Consider the following 17,549-nt stretch of genomic DNA (forward strand, 5'->3'; position numbering starts at 1 on the left):
GCTATTCGCCGCTCTCGCCGCGAGCTCGCGACGATCAGGACGATGGCTTGTACCGGCGCCGAATGTAGGCATTGAAGTCATCCTTATATCGCTGCTCGTAGCACTCTTTGGGACTGCCGTAGGTGCGTCGGACCATCACGGATGGCTTGTCGTCGGATCTGGCGGATGCTCCGGTGATCCTGGGGCGGATCGACCTCAACACGGCGGGGTAGTAGGACGGCAGGGTGCCGGCGGCGACCTCCTGGTCCATCTTCCGGGCGACGGACTTCTGGAACTCAAGGTCGCTGTCGGCGTGGGCCACCAGCATCAGCATGGCGCTGGCAGCGGCTTCGCCCACCTGGTGAGGGGTAGGGAATCCATATTTCGAAACAATGGTTTTCAGTCCGGCGAGATTGGCCGCATCCACCTCCCTGACATTTTCCCAGGCCGAGCTTTTCCGGTCGCGCATCGCGACTGCGATCGCCCGGGCATTCTGGTCCAGCCGGATCATCGCCATGATGCTCAGCAGCAGCCGCTGGTCGGGCACCTCTGGAATCGAGGAAAGCTGATCGCTGAAGGTGGTGGGCGAGGCCGGAGACCAGGCGCATTGGTCCTTGGCTTCCTGCGCAGCGTGTCGCTGGGCGGCCAGGCGCAGCAGCCAGATCTGGTGATTCTCGTACTCGGAATAGCCACCGGCGAGCAGTGTTCCTGGGAGAAGCCAGGCCAGGACAAGGGCGGCGCGTCCGATCTTCTGCAGGCAATCCATGGGGTGTATCTCCCTCGGTGCAAACCGGCTGCGTGGAATATAGGCTAGGGCTTGCTTGCTGCACACGCGGCCCCGGGCATGGCTGTTTCCCGGCGGGTTGTGAAGACGGGATCAGGAGGCTGGAATGAGCTATGTGCGATCGAGCAGTAGCCCATCCATGGTGCTTTCGATGGATGTCTCGGCACTCGCGGGCGTGCTTCTCGCGCTGCTGGTGATGATGCTGGTGATCCAACCGGACACCAGCATCGTCCGCCCCGGCATCTCGGATATGGGCGAGTGTTACGGAGGGGACGACGACTACTGCGGCGTCAGCTGGCGCACGGTGATCATCCCGGCCTCTGGGAAGCCGTATCTGGCCGACGAGCCGGATGTCGCCATGGCCCCCTGGGACACCCTGGCGGAGCGGGTTCGGCCCGGCAAGTCGGGGACCGTCGTCGGCTGGCTGGTCAAGCCGGCCGACGGAGCGCGGGTCGAAGCGGTGGTCGATGCGATACACCATCTGCGTGCGCAGCAGTCAGGGCCTGTCGCGCTGACGGGCGAGACGCCCTAGGCGACGGCGGCAGGATCTATCTGCCTCACTTGTCGGAACGGACCTGCTCCTGTTCCGGTCCCGGGCTTGCTGACCTATTCAGGTGCCGACTCCTTCTGGCTCATGCGTTTCGCTGCTCGCCACGCGTCACGGGCGGCGCGGACAGTCTCCAGCCGCGCGGCCTGTGCTTCGCTGAGTGGCGCATGCCGGGCCCTCCTGAGCAGCTTCTCGAACAGGTATCCCGACCGGAAGAAGTACGGGCGGAGCTCGACGAAGCAGATCGCCGCCTCCATCGTCTCCGGGTCGCCCGCGGCCAGTCGTTCGAAGGCCCCGTCGAGCCCGCCTGGGAACGCCAGTCGATCGTAGCGGGCATGAAACTCCTCGCAGGCGCGCTGCCATTGCTGGCGCCTTGCCTCACTCTGGCCGCGCTTGCGAACGGTTTCGTGGATGCGGCCGTGCAGCCTCGCGATCTCGTCCGCATTCCTGCGGATCTGCGCTTTCAGGCGGTCGGTGGTATCGGTCATGGCGGCGCCAGCGGCTTGGTCATGGGGACGCAGGCCAGGGTGACACCCAGTGACGAGCGATAGGTGGATGTGGCTTCGCCTGCGAATCCGAGGCGCCGATAGAACGGCGCCGCATTGAGGGTGGCGTCGAGATAGATGGAGGTCAGTCTGGCGTCCCGCGCGAGACGTTCGAGGTGGTTCATCAGCGCTCGCCCGACGCCGTGTCCCATCCAGTCCTGCCGCACGAAGATCGCATCGATCTTCCCGTAGGCGAGGTCGATCATCCCCGTGCCCACCACGCGGCCGTCGATTTCCGCGACGTGAAATGCATCGGCCACGCGGAGGGCAAACGACTCGGACATCTCGCCTGAGGTCCAGATCGCAATGTCCTGTTCGGCGTAGTGCCCCGCGCACTGGGTAAGGATCGCTTCGCGACGGATAGCGAAGGCGATGGGTGCGTCTGCGGCGGTGGCTTTGCGGATGTGCACGGTTTGTTCCAAAACTAGATTGCCGACTTAGCGGACGCGCTCATTTTCGTCTGGCGTGGACATAGTCACGCTTCGGTCTCTATGGCGCCGACAGCTTGAAGTGCGCCGCTGCCAATAAATTCTCGGATTGAGAATGATTTGGCGCCGACCGAAAAATCCTTCTCGAGTCTGCCTATGGCTTGCCCAACAACAATCTCCCAATCCTTGTGCGCGTCAGCTATGCCAATTATGACGTTGCGCAGGTCCTTTATCTTTCTGTCTCTTCCTCGATCAGTTGATTGGATGATGTCTTCGAGCAAGTTTTTTTGGGGGTGATGGGGGTTTTTGAGTATCCACTTTTTTGCCATCTCTATGAAATTTACCCACGTTAAGTGCATGACTTGTAGGCATTCATCTGTAAGGAGTAGATTCTCCATTTCGTAACACTGGAGCGAATAGCGAATAACGCATCCTTCGGGGTGGATATGTTTCCGCTCACCATCGCCGTCTCGAATCGAAATTGCCTTGGGTTCGTCATAAATTGCTCTCATCAGGTTGTCACATGTTTTTTCTAGTGCGTTCATCTGTGATTTTGAGGTGGCTAGACATGGGAAGACGCGAATTCTTCCACCAGAAGTGCGACACGCATGCCCCCAAATGCGAACGTCATCCGCCCCCTCGACAATCAGTGGAATGTCGTCGCCAATGAACCTAGACAGGGGGTGTCCGAAGAATGGAGCGACGCTCTTGAATGCTTCGGTTACTGGCCTCTGCAGAACTTCTTCACTTTCATGTCTCTTTGTGCCAATGCTGCAGTATTTTGCTAGCGCAAGATCGCATATTAAAGGCGTGCTGTGAGTGGCGATAATTGTGAATGTTCTTTCGCGAAATTTTGGATTCAATTGGTCAATTTGATAAGTCAGGAACCGAGCGAATTTTGCTTGAAGATCGGGATGGAGGTGCACATCAGGCTCATCCAATATAAGGAGGTTTGTCTTCGATCCCCCACACATGGCGAAAAAGTACATTACTTCACTTGCTAAGGCGACCATTTCTGACTCGCCACTGCTTAATTCTGATGGGTCAATTTTATGACCGCTTTGCGTTATAAATTGGAACTCACCTTGTGCATCCACCTCCAACTTTAAATTGGATAGCAGTCGATTGATATGCGCCAAGTATTCTTTTTCGAACGTGCGAGTCGTGTCTAGGCGGAGGTCTTGTTCGCAGTCAACGCGACGCCCCCAGTGGAGGGCAAGTTTTTTGAGGTGCATCCTGGAGGCAGTCTTGAAATTGCTCGACTGGTTTTTGTCGCGATCATTGATTAAGAAATTTGGGTCATGACGAGCATTGTGTTCGGTATTTGGATTGTCTGAGAAGGTGCCCGATCGCTCTGGACTAAGATAGCTCACATAATAGTCATCTTTGTTACGAAGCTTGGATATGCTCCTCAAAAATTTGCTCTTTCCGGATCCATTGCGCCCAATGATGACGTTTAACTCAGTTACGTTTTTCATCATCTCATCCGTTCCGGATGATATGTCCTTTTGTTTTTTTTCCGACATGTGGTGAGTCCTTCGGTCGATAAGATCTTCGAGGTTTTTCAAGTTGCGGACTTAAACGCTGTTATCTTCAACTTACGCCTGATGTTCTTTTTCTTCAATCAGTGCACTTGGCGGATAAAATTGTTTATTTGAGTTAATTGTGGATGGGGGATTCATTGCATTCAGCTCCCTCGTTGGAACAGTGCCAACAGACTGGCGTTGCCGCTCCTAAGAGCATTGTCGCGTGCAGTAAAGGAGAGCCCGTTGGGATCGTCCATCGTGGCGCCAGCTTTCAGCAGGCGCTCGACACACCGGACACGTTCGAACGAAACCGCGTTGTACAGGGGTGTGGTACCGAGATCCCCTCGCGCGTTGACTTCGGCGCCCCCAGCAAGCAGCAGGTCGATCGCTCCGATGTCTCCCCAGACGCAGGCGACGTGCAGAGGGGTGTCGTCGTCAGCCCTGGTCGAACGCGCGGTGACCGGCGGTTCGAACATCATGTTCTCGCCCATGTATTCCAGCAGGGCGTCAAGGCTCGACCAGTGGGAGTCGTGCTCGAACCGGGTGCCCCAGATGTGCTCGTTGAAATAGGCCTGCGGCGTGCTGGACTGTCGCAGGGCGGCAACGGTCTCCGGGGGAACGTCGAATACCTCATAGCGGGGAAACCCGGGTAGCTCGGCCCAAAGCGTGCGGGACTCTTCGTCGTAGGAAAGAATGCGCATGCGTCGTCCTGCGTTGAAGTAACGGTGTCACCCGCGCCGGCTTTGCCGAGGTCATGCCGGGCGGGCATGCTCCGTTTGAAGGGAGGGCCGCATGCTTTGTTGCTCGCAGCGCGCGTCATGGCGGCGGCATAGCCCACCGCGTACGGCGGAAAACGCCTTGCCGCTTGTTCCCACTAGAACCGCTTTGCAGTTGAACGGGTCTCCGAGCGTACTGAAAAGGTCAGGGCCGCGGGCGTCTCCGAAGGAGCCGAATTCGACCAGGATCTTTGCTCGGATAACCCGGGATGGGGGGAAGCCGGCTCTGGCAAGTGAGGCGGAGAGGTAGCCCCCATACCTGACGATGAGGTTGCTGGCGACCGGACGCTTCGGATCCGTCTCCCTGGACAGAAGATCCAGCTCTACCGTACGAGATTCGCAATCTTCGGTCTCGTTTCGAAGCTGTCCGATACCCCAGTATCCGAAGACGTCATTGTTCCGGCTGACGAAGGTCTCGACGAGACCGCTCGCGATGCTTTTCAAAGCTCGGGATCCGGGCATGTGTATGCCTCCTTCCTTCACATGCGCAGGTTGCAAAGGACCTGTTCCATAGTCCCTAGGGTCCCCAGTAGTCGAACCTGAAGGTTGTGCCTGTGGGAATGTCGAAAGCGGCATCGCTGCCGCACTCGATCTTGTGGCGACCTGGAGACACCAAACCCGGCTCGCCGATCCTGTGGGGCCAGATTCTGCCATCCAGCTTGATCGGGCCACACGCCCCGCCGTTGTCGTCTGCGACCACCAGATAGGTCCTTCCGTCGACCGACTTTTCAACGGACCGCTCTGAGCGGTCGATCAGAGCAGCCAGTCAGGCAGATCAACGCCACATACACCACGACAAGTTTGCGCATCCATGCCTCCATGGCCCAGCGGTGCCGACGCCCCCTGTATCGTCACCTGCGGTCATCAAACGGATTTGACGTCGTTCGCGGCGAGGGCGGGCAGGCCCGATTCCTCAATGCAACCGGTATCAATCATTGCATTTTGCTCCCGCTGTTCCCGGCGCCGGAATCGCCAGATACACCGTGCTCCACAGCTGCGCCGCGTTGGACTCGTCCGCGTCCTTGCCGCTCGCGCCGAAGGCGGCGACCTGGTAGTGGCCGCCGGCGTAGTGCCAGGACCAGAGTTCCGAGTTGCTCATGTCGCGGGTGGCGTCGATGGCGTGCCACAGGCAGGCCTGCGCGCTTTCGAGGTGCTTGCGGGTGTTGACCGGCAGGTCGGTGCGGGTGAGCTGGCGGGCGAGGCCGGCGGCGGTGAGGGCCTGTTGCCACGACCACACTACGGTGCCGTGGTAGGCGCCGGGGGTGAAGCGCGCCTGTTCGGCCGTCGTTGCGAAGGCGGGGTTGGCGACCAGCATGCCGACCGGGGTCATCAGGCCGGCGGGGAAGGGGCGGCGCAGCAGTTCGGCTTCGGCGTCGAGTTGCGCGGGACTCGGGTGGCCGAACAGCAGGGCGAAGCCGCCGTCGCTGTTCTGCACGCGGATCGGGTGGCCGTCGGCATCCAGCGACAGCGCCTGGAACTGCACGGGCCGGTCACCGACGGCTTTCAGTGCGGGCGCGTCCGGCACGCCCATGGCCTTGGCGTAGGCGGCGATGTCCTGCTTCGCGGTGGCGGCATCGACGTGGACGATGAACAGCGCGGGGGCCTTCTCGCGCCACACCTTGGCAGCGTGGGCGAGGCCGGCGAGCATCGTCTTGTCCCGCGCGTTCGCATACGGCGCGAGCAGGCCGCTGCGGTTGAGCGCGTTGGCGGCGTCGAGCGCGGCGGGGATCAGGATCGCGTTGACGTCGTAGGCGTAGCGGCCGCCACCGAGGCCGTCGTTGCTGTCACGCCAGTCGCCCACCGGCACGCCGGGCTTGAGCGAGACCAGGTTCGCCGCGACGGGATCGGCGGCGAAGGCCTTGGTGTGCGCCGCGATGTAGCGCAGGTTGCGCATCAGCGCATCGCCGGCGTGGGCGTCGCCCAGCTTGCCGGCGAGGAAGGCTTTGGCGCGGGCGCGGGCGCGGCCGCGGGCGTCGTCTAGCAGCCAAGCCTGCGCGACCGGAGCGAGCAGGTAGTCGCTGTCGACCATCTTGTAATCGTAGATCGGGGCGTCGGAGCGCGAGCCGTCGGTCTTCATGTGGTCGAGGATGGCGAACTCGCCGATGTCCTCCTCGTGCGCCACCTGGCCGTCGGGCGACAGGCGCTCCAGCACCGAGCGCAGGCCGGTTTCCACCGCCTGCGGCTGCAGGGCCGGCATCAGCAGGCGCACCGACATCAGCGTGTCGCGGCCGAAGTAGGTGTCGAAGCGCCAGGAGCCGGCGAGGTATTTCTCGCGGTAGCTGAGGAAGGCCAGTGCCTCGCGCGCGGCGCGGTCGTCCTGCGCGTGCGCGTTGAGCAGGGCGTGGCCGGACACCGGCGTGAGCGGCTTCTCGCCGGAGAGTGCGGTGATGGTCAGCGTGATGTCGCCATCGGGGCCGGCGACGAAGCGGCCGTCCTTGAGTGCGCCGTGCACGGCGGTGAGCGAGAGCGCATAACCGGGGGCGCCGTCGAGGCGATCGCGCGACCAGGCGAGGGTGTTGCCATTTGCGCGCGCGTCGGTGAGCACCGGCTTCGGCGCGGTGCCCAGGCCCTGGTAGTCGCGCAGCACGCGGATGCTGGAGAGCACGGCCTGCTTCGGTGCCAGCGCGGCGGTGTGGAGGGTGGCGGTGAAGCGCACGCCGTGCAGCGGACGTCCCTTCGCGTCGGCCTGGGTCAGTGGCGTGGCCGGGCCATCGAAGCGCCATGTGACCGGTGAGGACACCGCATCGAACCACAGCCCCACGCCGCTGTTGCCGGCCGGGAAGGCGACGATCAGCCGCGGATCGGTGCCCGAGCGCAGCACGATGTGCGCGGCGACGTCGCCCTGGCGCACGAAGCGGTTGAGGTTGAGGCCTTCGCTGCGGTCGAAGGTTTCCGCGCCCGTCGCCAGCGTCGCCTGCGCCACGCCCAGCACCAGTGCGCCGATCACGCCCACCCATTGCCTTGCCTGCATCGGATCGTCCCGTCGTGTTCGCCGGTCGCTGCCCGGCCGAACGGACATGCTAGCGCGCGGGCGGCCGCGGCGATGCTGCGTTGCGGATGATCGCGGCGTGGGTTGCCTGCGTGTAATGCCGATCAGAGCGGCGGCGGGCGACGCGCCATGGTGCAGTCGACATCCTGCAGCTCTTCGGCGTTGGCGCGGTCGTCCGGGCCGATGCGGTCGCTGAGCAGGATGAAGCCCGGTCGGGCCGGGCCGCGCGAGGCGCCGACCACGGCCAGCCCGTGCATGTCCATGCGGTCGCCGGCGGGCAGGGCGCGGGCGAGGTCGGCGAACGGATTGACGTGCAGCTCGGTGCCATCCACCCAGCGCGCCATGTAGCGGTGGCCGTGCGGCGGCAGTCCGACCGGCAGCCAGCGCCAGCGGGAGGAGATGTGCCGCAACTGGCGGGCGAGCGCATCGCGCACGTCGCGGCGCATGCAGTCGACGTGGATGTGCAGCTGGTTCTGTGAGCGGCCTTCTGGCGAGTTCACCACCAGGCCAAGCACCTCGCGCGGCTGCGCCATGCCCAGCGCGGCTTCAACGTAAAGCCGCGCGCGCCAGGCCGCAGCGAGGTAGTTGGGCGCGTCGGGCCGGATCAGTTCCGGGCTCTCGATGCCCTGCGTGCGGGCCAGCGGCAGCACCAGGTACTGGTAGGCGCCGTGGCGGTCCTTCAGTACGGCGTAGCCGCCCGGCCCCTGGTGCACGGCGGCGCAGGGCGAGGGCGGATAGACGCCGCTGGCTGCCGCGGGGGCGCAGTGGTCGTGGACGATCTTCCAGAGAGCGTCCGGATCCTCGTGATGCGTGGCCTTCCAATCGGCCTGCGGCACCGTTGCCGCTCCAGCCTGAGCTTGCGCCTGCGCTGTCGCGATCAGCCCGAAGGCGAGGACAAGAGGGGCGAACACGAGGCGGGAGGCTAAGGAGGTCACGAAGTCTGCTGGACGCTGGCGATGAGGTGGCGGAGGCGTTTGCGCTGGTGGGTGTCGAGCCGGGCGGCCACGGTCAGTGGAGCGTGGCGCAGGGGGTCGACGCGGACGCCATGTTCCCAGATCTCGTAGTAAAGGTGGGGCCCGGTCGACAGCCCGGTGCTGCCGACGTAGCCGATCACCTGGCCCTTGTGCACCCGGCTGCCCGGGTGCAGCCGCGCGGCGAAGCGGCTGAGGTGCCCGTAGCGTGTGCGCAGCCCATGGGCATGACGGATCTCCACCACCCGGCCGTAGCCGCCGTGCCAGTCGCACAGGCTGACGGTGCCGTCCATCGCCGCATGCACCGGGGTGCCGATGGGGGCGGCGTAGTCGATGCCGCGATGGAACTCGCGTCCGCCCAGCACCGGCTGGATGCGCCAGCCCCAGCCGGAGGAGATCCGCGCGTGGTTGACCGGATGGCGGGGGCGCAGCACTTCGAAGCCGCGGCCGCGGTCGCTGACGACGTAGTCGTGCCCCTTGGCATCGATGTAGTGATACGCCCGCCACGTGTGGCCGTGCGCCTCCAGCGCCACCATCGCCAGCCGGTGGCCCGCCCCATGGTGCGGATCCTCCAGCATCGCCAGGCGGTAGTGACTGTCCTTCGGCAGGGTCCTGGGCAGGTGCCAGACATGGTGGGCGTAGGCGGCCAGGGCCTCCACCACCGGACGCCGGCCGACCACGGCGGCCAGCGCGCCGGCCAGGTGGGTCGCCGACGGCAGCGGTTCGGTGACGGTTACCTGCGATCGCAGCGGATGCCGGGCGGTGGTGCTGCCGCCGGCCAGCGGCACGGTGACTACCGATGCGCGGATGCCGACCAGGCTCGCCACGGTCGGTTCCTGCGCAGCCCGGCGTCTCCCGGCGCGATCGGACTGCACGCGCAGGCGGTCGATCGTGGTGGGGTGACCGTCGACCCGGGCGACGCACAGCTCCAGATGATCGCCGGGACGCATGCTCCGCAGCGCGCGGCGTTCGGCATCGCCCGCATGGGCCAGCCAGTTGGCGAAGGCATGCGCGTCCACGCCGTCGCGGCGCGCCAGCGCCACCGCGGTATCACCCGGACGGATGTCGTGATGGTGGGAAGTGCAGGAGGTTTCGACGGGATGGGCCGGCACGGCGGCGACACACATCAACCACAGGGAACACGCCAGGAGCCATCGCCTCATCCACATCCTCGTCTGCTTGTCGTTGCCGGTCCGATCGTCATCCCGCCAAGCGGCGGCCGCTGCGCGTGCCGTGACGACGGACCGCAGAACGGTGCGCTGCCATCGCAGCGGGATGATTCGGGTTGCAGATGCCCCGGGGCCACGCATGCGGTCCGCAGGCGGGCAAGCGGCAGATGGGACAGCGCGGCGGCGGCGGTGTTCCCCCGATCCGGCGCAGCATCCTGCGAAATGTGTGCGGCGTGTCGATGCCGCAAAAAGCGGCGGCCCGGGAAGGCGCCTCCCGGGCCGTCTCCGTCGTGCGTGGAAGAACTGATCAGGCCCAGAGCGTGCGGCCGAAGAAGGTCAGCGTGCGGTCCCAGGCCTGCGCGGCCCACACCGCGTCGTACTGCGTGGCGGCGATGCGGCCGGGGCCGACGGCCTCTTCGTTGGCGAAGGCGTGATGCGCCAGGTAGCGGTGGAACTCGGTGCTCACGCCGGCCTCCTTCAGCTTCGCCTCCAGCTTGTCGACGTTGTCGATGGCGAAGAACTCGTCCTGCGTGGCCCAGTGGCCGAGCACCGGTGCGGTGATCTTGCCGGCGTCGATGTACTCCAGCGGCGGCATGCCGTACCAGGCGGCACCGGCGTCGACCGCCACGCCCTGGCCCATCGCCAGCAGGGTCAGCGCGCCGCCCATGCAGAAGCCGGTGATGCCGACCTTGCCCGCACGCTGGCGCAGGAAGGCGACTGCGCCGGCGATGTCCTGCGTGGCGGCGTCGGCGAAGTTCAGGCCTTCCATCAGGTGGTGAGCCTCTTCCTGTTCCACCGTGCTCTTGCCGCGGTACAGGTCCGGCACCAGCGCGAGGTAGCCGCAGCGCGCGAGGCGGTCGGCGACGCCGCGGATCTGGTCGTTGAGGCCCCACCACTCCTGGATCACCACGATGGCGGGCGCACCCTCGGCGTGGGCTGGCGTGGCCAGGTAGCCCTGCACGTCCTTGCCGTCGGGGCGCTTGAAGGTGACCGTGGATCCGGAATGAGTCGTCATGGCGATGCCTCGCTGGTTGATCGGGAGAGATGGGGTTGGGCGGGGCGCGTGCGGCGCCCCGCGCATGCGATGCGGCCCGACGCCGGGGCGGGGCCGTCATCGCGGCCGCAAACCTACGACCCGCCCAGCATATCGGATGCGCGCCCGCCCACGCGTGGCCTCAGTGCGCCAGTTCCAGCACCACGAAGCTGCCCGGCACCGCCATCGGCCAGCCGCGCGCGTTGCGCTGGCTGCCCAGCGTGGCGGCGGACAGGTAGATGCGCTGCGTGGTCGGGTCCAGCGCCATGGTGCGCGCGCTCTTCTGCGTCGGCACGGTGGCGGCCACGGTGTAGTGGTCGGCATCGACCTGATGCACCACGGTCAGCGTGCCGCTCTCGCCGTTGGAGCTGTAGACCGTGCCGGTGGACGGATCGAAGGCGGCGGCATCCGGGCCCTCGCCGATCGGCACGGTGGTCACCACGGCGCCCTTGTCGACGTCGGACACCGCCATCACGCGGTTGTCGCAGACCGAGAAGGCACGACGGTGCGCGGCGTCGAAGGCCAGGCCGCTGGGCGACTCGCACGGCGCCAGCGACCAGGTGCGCAGCAGCTTGTCGCTGCCGGTGTCGATCTCGGCCAGCTCCGACTTGTCCTCGATGTTGACGTACAGGTGGCCCTTGCCGTCGGCCGCCGCGAACTCGGGCTTGCCGGGCAGGGCGATGGTGGCGACCACGGCGCGCCTGGCCGGATCGATCACGCTGGCCGAACGGCTGCGGCCGTTGAGCGTGAACACGTGGCCGGAGGCGGCATCGAAGGCGATCGCGTCGGGGTTCTCGCCGGTGCCGCGGATCGTCGCCAGCACCTTCAGCGAATCGAGGTCGAAGACGGTGACCGCGGCGGCGCGGCCGTCGCTGGTGAAGCCTTCCCGGCGCGCCGGATCGAAGGCGATGCCGTGCACACCGCTGGTGCCGGGGATGGTGCCGGCCAGCTTGCCGGTGGTCGTGTCGACCACCATCACGCGGTCGCCGCGGCTGACGAACAGGTGGTGATGCGGTGCGTCCACCGCGAGGTAGTCCCAGCCGCCGGGACCGCCCAGGGCGAGACGACCGACGACATGCAGGGGCTGGGTGCTGGCGGTGCCGGTGGCGAAGGCCGGCGCGATGACGCCGGCAAGCAGCATGGCAAGGGCGGTACGTGGAAGCGTGGACATGGTCGGTTTCCTCGGGCGGCGGAGCGGGTCAGGGCGACGTGCGCCGGCGCTGCAGCAGCGCGTACAGCACCGGCATCACCAGCAATACAAGGGGTAACTGCAGCAGCATGCCGGCAATGATCGCGATGGCCAGCGGCTGCTGCATCTGCGAGCCCTGGCCGATCGCCAGCGCCAGCGGCAACAGGGTGAGGATCGCCGCCAGCGTCGACATCAGGATCGGCCGGGTGCGGTGCTTGCCGGCGCGGTGCAGTGCATCGTGCAGCGGCAGTCGCCCTGCGGTCTCGTCGGCCTCGGCCTGTTGCAGCTCGGAGAAGTAGAAGATCGCCACCTCGGTGACGATGCCGACGATCATCGTCATGCCCATCATCGAGGAGATGTTCAGCTCGATGCCGGTCAGCCACAGCCCGATGAACACCGCCGGCAGCGCCAGCAGCGGCATCGCCATGATCGCCAGCGCCACGCGGAAGCTCTCGTAGAGGAACAGCAGCAGGGTGAACACCAGCGCGATCGCGGCGACCATCACGATGGTCAGGCCACGGAACGCCTGTTGCTGCTGCCGGTAGACGCCGCCGAGCTGGTAGAACATGCCTTTCGGCAGCACGCCCGGCCTGGCCAGCGCGGCTTTCACGTCGGCGATCGCCGAGCCCAGGCTGCGACCGCTAATGCGGCCGGTGACCGCGACCATGCGCTTGAGGTTGTCGCGGGTGATCTGCGGCTGGCCCTGCACCGGGGTGATCGTGGCCAGCTGCGACAGCGGCAGGTGGTGGCCGTCCGCGGCGCGGATCGGCAGCGAGTCGATGGCCCCGACATCACGCCGGGCGCTGTGGTCCAGCCGCACGCGCACGCCGACCACCTTGCCGTCGGCTGGAAGTTGCGCCGCCACGGTGCCGTCCACCGCGGCGTTGACCTGCGCCACCACGCCGGCCGGATCCAGCCCGGCCAGTGCGGCACGCGCGGGATCGACGTGGATCTCCAGCGCGTCGCCGGCAGGGTTGATGCCGTTGCGCACGCCGACCACGCCGGGGATCTTGCCGATCAGCGCGGCCACCTTGCCGGCGGTGTCGTTCAACTGCTTCGGATCCTCGCCGTACAGCTGCACCTCGATCGGTTGCGGCACGGCCACCAGGTCGCCGATCAGGTCTTCCATCAGCTGCGACAGCTCGATGTCCAGGCCGGGCACCTTCGCCTCCACCTGCTGGCGCACCTGTGTCATCACCGTCTCGGTACTGGGGCGCGAGCCGTTCTTCAGCCGCACGAAGAAATCGCCCTCGTTGGCCTCGGTGAGGCCGCCGCCGAGCTGCAGGCCGGTGCGGCGGGAGTAGGTGTCGACGTAGGGGTTGGCGCGGATGATCGTCTCCACCTGGCGCAGCAGGCGGTCGGTCTCTTCCAGCGAGGTGCCGGGCGGCGAAATGTAGTCGAGGATGAAGCCGCCCTCGTCCATCTGCGGCATGAAGCCGGTGCCGACCCGCGTGTAGGCCAGCGTGCCCAGCGCCAGCAGCGGCACCACCAGCAACAGCAGCAGGATCGGGCGCTTCAGCCACGCGGCCAGCGTACGCTCGTAACCGGCCATGATGCGCCGCCCGAAGCGGCTCGGTGGCGGCTCGTCGCGGTGCTTGCGGTCGAGGAAGCGCTCGGCCAGCAGCGGCACGGCGATCCAGGTCAGCAGGTAGGAAATGATCAGCGCGCTGGCCATGGTCAGCGACAGCGCCTTGAAGAACGCGCCGGTGACGCCGGAGAGGAAGGCCAGCGGCAGGAAGATCACCACCGTGGCCGCGCTGGAACCGGTCAGCGGTCGGGTGAACTCCCACGCCGCGCCGGCGATGCGCTCGTGCACCTGCGATTCCTCGGTGCCGCCGCCAAGCCGGCGCATGATGTGCTCGAGCATCACGATCACGTCGTCGATGATCAGGCCGACCGCCGCGGCCATGCCGCCGAGCGTCATCATGTTGAAGCTCATGCCCAGCACGCGCAGCAGCAGCACGGTGATCGCCAGCACCGCCGGCACCACGATCATCGCAACCAGGATCACCCGGGTGTTGCGCAGGAACACGAACAGCACCAGCCCGGCCAGCACCACGCCGATCAGGATCGCGTCGCGCACGCTGCCGGCGGCGTTGGTGACCAGCTGGGTCTGGTCGTACCAGTTGGCCACGGTGACGCCGGCCGGCATCTGCGGCGCGAAGTCGGCCAGTCGCTGCCGCACGTCCCTGGCGATCTGCACGCTGTTGCCGTCCGGCTGCTGGTAGACCTGCAGCAGTACCGCGTTCTGGCCATCGGCGTTGACCTTGATCCACTGCGGCACGTGGTCGAGCCGCACCGTCGCCACGTCGCTCAGCCGCACCACGCCGGAGGGGCCGGCGCGTAGCACCACGTGCTCCAGCGCCTGCACCGTGCGCGGCTGGTTGTTGCCCAACAGCAGGAACAGCTTGTAGTGATCGGACACGCGGCCCATCGCGTCGATCGTGGCGGCCTGCGCTACCGCCCGGGTGACTTCGTCCAGGCTGAGGTGGAAGGCGCGCAGCTTGTCCGGATTGACGTCGGCATGGAACTCGGCCACCTCGCCGCCCTGCACGCCGACCTGGGCCACGCCGTTGATGCCGCTGAGCAGCGGGCGCAGCTGGTATTCGGCCAGGTCATGCAGCTGGCTGGGCGAGAGCGTGTGCGAGCGCAGGCTGTAGGCCAGCACCGGGAACGTGGTCGGGTCCATGCGGCGGGTGCTGAGCCGGGTGCCCGGCGGCAGCTGTGGCAGGATCTGGCCGGCCGCCGCGTTTACCTCCTGCAGCGCGCGCGCCATGTCCGCGCCCCAGTCGAAGCGCACCGCAATGTCGGCGCTGCCGCGGCTGGTGGTCGAACGCACGTCGCGCACGCCGCGCACGCGGCGCACGGCTTCTTCCACCGGCGTGGTGACCTCGATCGCCATCTGGTCGGCCGGCCGGTCGCCGGCGTCCAGGGTGACCTGGATGCGCGGGAACGCCACGTTCGGGAACAGCGCCACCGGCATCAGGAAAGCGCTGGCTATGCCGCCGAGCGCGAGCATCAGGGCGAGGAACAGCAATGAGCGGCGATGGCGCTGCATCCACAGCGACAGGTTCACTTGCCGGCCTCCTGCACGCGGTCGCCGTCGGCCAGTTCGTACACGCCCTGCACGATCACCTTGGCCTTGGCGTCGAGCGGGCCGTCGACGCCCACCGGGTCACCGTCGGGACTGCTCAGGGTGACGTCCACGCGGTGTGCCTTGTCGCCCTCCATCTGGAACAGGTAGTCGCCGTGGTCGTCGTGCAGCACGGCCGCGCGCGGTACCGACCAGGCGCTGATGTCCGACACCTGGATGCGCGCATGCAGCTCGGTGCCGTCGGCCAGTGTGGCGTCGGCCGGCATCGAGGCGCGCAGCGGCAGCAGGCGCGACTGCGGATCGACCGCCCGGCCCACCACCAGGAGTTTGCCGGTGAGCTTCGTGTGGTCTCCGTAGACGTCGTCCAGCACCACAGCCTGGCCAGCATGCAGCCGCCGCCCCTCGACCGGCGGCACGCCGAGTTCGGCGATCAGCGCGTGGTCGGGCGCAAACCCGAGCAGCGGCGCATTGGCGGCGAAGCGCTCGCCGCGCGCCACCGCGAGGGTGGTGACCACGCCGTCGGACGGCGCGGTCAGCGTCTCGCGTGCCGAGCCGCCGCCGAGTGCCTGCTGCGCCTGCAGGGTCGCCTCGGCATCGGCGAGGTTCTTGCGCGCGGCAGCGAGTTGCGACTGCGTGGCGAGTTGCTGGGCGGCGAGCTGCGTGGTGCGATCCAGCTCGTTCTTCGCGAGGGTCAGTGCACTCTGCGCCTGCGCCACCGCGGCGCGGGCGGCCGGATCCGGGGCGATCGTCAGCAGGGCCTGGCCGTGCTTCACGCGCTGGCCCGGGGCCACCGCCAGTGCCTCGACCTGGCCGCCGTGGCCCAGGCTGAGGGTGCGGCTGCGGGCAGGATCGGCCACAGCGCGGCCCCAGGCTTCCACCGTGGCGTGGAAGGCGGCGCGCGTGGGCTTCACCGTCTGCACGGCGACCACGCCCTTTTCACTGGGGGCGGCGCCATCGTCGTCGCCACCGGACCCGCCGCCGCAGGCCGCGAGCAGGGCGGTCAGCAGCAGCGGCGAGACGAGCAGCAGGGGACGGAGCGAGGGGAGCTTGGAGGTCATGGTGTCGCGGCCTTGCGGTCGGCGGGAGAGGAGGCCAGGTCGGTGTTGCCCAGCAGGGCTTCGAGCGCAATGGCGTCGGTGCCGCGCTGCTGGCGCAGGTCGATCAGGGCGAGGTCGGCAGCCAGCGCGTTGCTGCGCAGGCTGAGGTAGGTCGGCCAGTCGAGGTCGCCGCGTGCCCAGGCTGCCTCGGCCGCTCGGCGGGCGGCGTCGAGCGCCTGTGCATGGACGGCCAGCGTGGCCAGTCGGGCATCCAGCGTGGCCAGGTCGGCCTGCAGGTGGCGGATGTCGCCGTGCGCGGCGAGCAGGCGGCTGCGGTAGTCGTCGCGCAGCTGCTCGCGAGTGGCCCTGGCGATGGCGATGTTGCCCCGGTTGCGGTTGAACAGAGGCAGGCTGATGCCGACGCTGAAGCCGTTGGTGTAGATGGCGCTGGTGTCGCGCGCGGTGTTCACCCCCAGCGTGATGGCCGGGAACTGCGCGCGGATCGCTTCCCGTAAGGAGGCTTCCTGTGCCGCGTAGCCGGCCTGCAGCGCGAGCAGGTCGGGGCGTCGCTGCGGCAGCGTGGTCAGTGCGGCATCGACCTGTGCCGTGGTCGGCATGGCGTCGTAGCCGGTACCGACCAGCGAAAGGGGAGCTTCCGGCGACAGGCCCAGCAACTGGTGCAGGTCGGCTTCGGCCTGGTGCAGCGCCAGCGCGTTGTCGGCGCGCTGCTGGCGCACGTCGGCCAGCGCGTTCAGTCCGCTGCTGGCCTGGTCGTGGGTGAGATTGCCGGCGCGCAGGGCGGCCTGTACGTGCGCGTCCAGCGGCGTCAGTGCGCGCTGTTCGGCGTCGAGCTCGCGCTGCCTGGCGCGCAATGCCTGCACCTGGTCGAACAGCAGGCGCGATTGCGCCACGGTCTGCCATTCGGCCCAGAGCAGATCCAGGTTCACCTGCCGGGCCTGCTGGCGGGCCGCCGCGACGCGCGATGAGCGCAGCAGCAGCGAGGTGACATCGGCGCTCAGCCCGAGGTTGAAGGCGCTGGTCAGGCCCGGGCCACTGTGCCGCGGGAAATCCATGCCGGCGCCGAGTTGCGGATCCGGCAGCAGGCCGGCGTCGAAGGCCTGGGCCCGCGCGACACCGAGCGCATCGCGCTGGGTGCGCAGGTCCGGGTTGTTGGCGACCGCCAGCGTGGCCACCTCGGTGACGTCCAGGCCGTCGGAGGGATCGAAACGATGTGCCGGCAGCCAGGACGGCGGCGCCGGTGCGGCGAGGTCGGCGGCACGGCGCGCGCCGGCCTGATCCGGCAGCGGTCGGGCGTGATAGCTGGCGCAGCCGGCGAGCAGCGCGGCGCTCAGCAGCCAGGGCAGGCGGGAGGCCGTCGGTCGCGCGGAGGGGGAGCGGGGCATGCGTGGTGTCCGCGGTCGAAAGCGGTCACGCTAGCCGGCCTGGCTTCGGTTCACCTTAGCGGCCCGGCGGGTGCCGGAG

15 protein-coding genes are annotated in these 17,549 nt (G+C 67.1%); 1 reads left to right on the forward strand and 14 read right to left on the reverse strand.

All coding sequences use genetic code 11. From position 1 onward, the window contains the following. Positions 1-34: 34 nt before the first annotated feature. Positions 35-745 (reverse strand): hypothetical protein, encoded by a 711-nt coding sequence (locus NC595_RS06985; RefSeq protein WP_253565616.1) that lies wholly within the window; start codon positions 743-745, stop codon positions 35-37. 124 nt (positions 746-869) lie between these two features. Here NC595_RS06985 and NC595_RS06990 point away from each other — a divergent pair, with 124 nt between their 5' ends. Next, a complete protein-coding gene (locus tag NC595_RS06990) occupies positions 870-1,295 on the forward strand; it encodes a hypothetical protein (RefSeq protein WP_253565617.1) in 426 nt (141 codons plus the stop codon). Between the two features lie 74 nt (positions 1,296-1,369). Here the strand turns inward: NC595_RS06990 and NC595_RS06995 are convergent, their stop codons facing one another. The 13 genes from NC595_RS06995 to NC595_RS07055 form a co-directional block, all read right to left on the reverse strand. Continuing rightward, entirely contained in the window at positions 1,370-1,798 is a 429-nt protein-coding gene (locus NC595_RS06995; RefSeq protein WP_253565618.1) for a hypothetical protein, read from the reverse strand. Beyond that, positions 1,795-2,265, reverse strand: coding sequence for a GNAT family N-acetyltransferase (locus tag NC595_RS07000; RefSeq protein WP_253565619.1), 471 nt, complete (start codon positions 2,263-2,265; stop codon positions 1,795-1,797). Before NC595_RS07000 ends, NC595_RS06995 begins: the two co-directional genes overlap by 4 nt. A gap of 65 nt (positions 2,266-2,330) precedes the next feature. Beyond that, positions 2,331-3,809 (reverse strand): AAA family ATPase, encoded by a 1,479-nt coding sequence (locus NC595_RS07005; protein ID WP_253565620.1) that lies wholly within the window; start codon positions 3,807-3,809, stop codon positions 2,331-2,333. Between the two features lie 161 nt (positions 3,810-3,970). After that, complete coding sequence (locus tag NC595_RS07010) at positions 3,971-4,510, reverse strand: ankyrin repeat domain-containing protein (RefSeq protein ID WP_253565621.1); 540 nt, start codon at positions 4,508-4,510, stop codon at positions 3,971-3,973. A 51-nt stretch (positions 4,511-4,561) separates the two neighbouring features. After that, on the reverse strand, positions 4,562-5,047 hold the full coding sequence (locus NC595_RS07015) for a hypothetical protein (protein WP_253565622.1): 486 nt from the start codon (positions 5,045-5,047) through the stop codon (positions 4,562-4,564). A gap of 466 nt (positions 5,048-5,513) precedes the next feature. Continuing rightward, positions 5,514-7,556 carry a glucosidase family protein gene (locus tag NC595_RS07020; protein ID WP_253565623.1) on the reverse strand — a complete coding sequence of 681 codons (2,043 nt, stop codon included), beginning with the start codon at positions 7,554-7,556 and terminating at the stop codon, positions 5,514-5,516. A gap of 122 nt (positions 7,557-7,678) precedes the next feature. After that, positions 7,679-8,410: a CDP-diacylglycerol diphosphatase gene (locus NC595_RS07025; RefSeq protein ID WP_253565624.1), complete on the reverse strand. Its 732-nt coding sequence runs from the start codon at positions 8,408-8,410 to the stop codon at positions 7,679-7,681. A 95-nt stretch (positions 8,411-8,505) separates the two neighbouring features. Further along, complete coding sequence (locus tag NC595_RS07030) at positions 8,506-9,708, reverse strand: M23 family metallopeptidase (protein ID WP_253565625.1); 1,203 nt, start codon at positions 9,706-9,708, stop codon at positions 8,506-8,508. 313 nt (positions 9,709-10,021) lie between these two features. Then, on the reverse strand, positions 10,022-10,729 hold the full coding sequence (locus NC595_RS07035) for a dienelactone hydrolase family protein (protein WP_253565626.1): 708 nt from the start codon (positions 10,727-10,729) through the stop codon (positions 10,022-10,024). A gap of 160 nt (positions 10,730-10,889) precedes the next feature. Continuing rightward, a complete protein-coding gene (locus NC595_RS07040; protein WP_253565627.1) occupies positions 10,890-11,918 on the reverse strand; it encodes a YncE family protein in 1,029 nt (342 codons plus the stop codon). Positions 11,919-11,946: 28 nt separating this feature from the next. Continuing rightward, positions 11,947-14,994: an efflux RND transporter permease subunit gene (locus NC595_RS07045; RefSeq protein WP_256489005.1), complete on the reverse strand. Its 3,048-nt coding sequence runs from the start codon at positions 14,992-14,994 to the stop codon at positions 11,947-11,949. A 14-nt stretch (positions 14,995-15,008) separates the two neighbouring features. Then, positions 15,009-16,088 (reverse strand): efflux RND transporter periplasmic adaptor subunit, encoded by a 1,080-nt coding sequence (locus tag NC595_RS07050; RefSeq protein ID WP_253565629.1) that lies wholly within the window; start codon positions 16,086-16,088, stop codon positions 15,009-15,011. Beyond that, complete coding sequence (locus NC595_RS07055) at positions 16,085-17,470, reverse strand: TolC family protein (RefSeq protein WP_253565630.1); 1,386 nt, start codon at positions 17,468-17,470, stop codon at positions 16,085-16,087. The genes NC595_RS07050 and NC595_RS07055 overlap by 4 nt, the downstream gene beginning before the upstream one ends. Between the last annotated feature and the right edge of the window lie 79 nt (positions 17,471-17,549).

This window comes from Dyella lutea (genome assembly GCF_024158035.1).
In the GTDB taxonomy this organism is placed as follows: domain Bacteria; phylum Pseudomonadota; class Gammaproteobacteria; order Xanthomonadales; family Rhodanobacteraceae; genus Dyella_A; species Dyella_A lutea.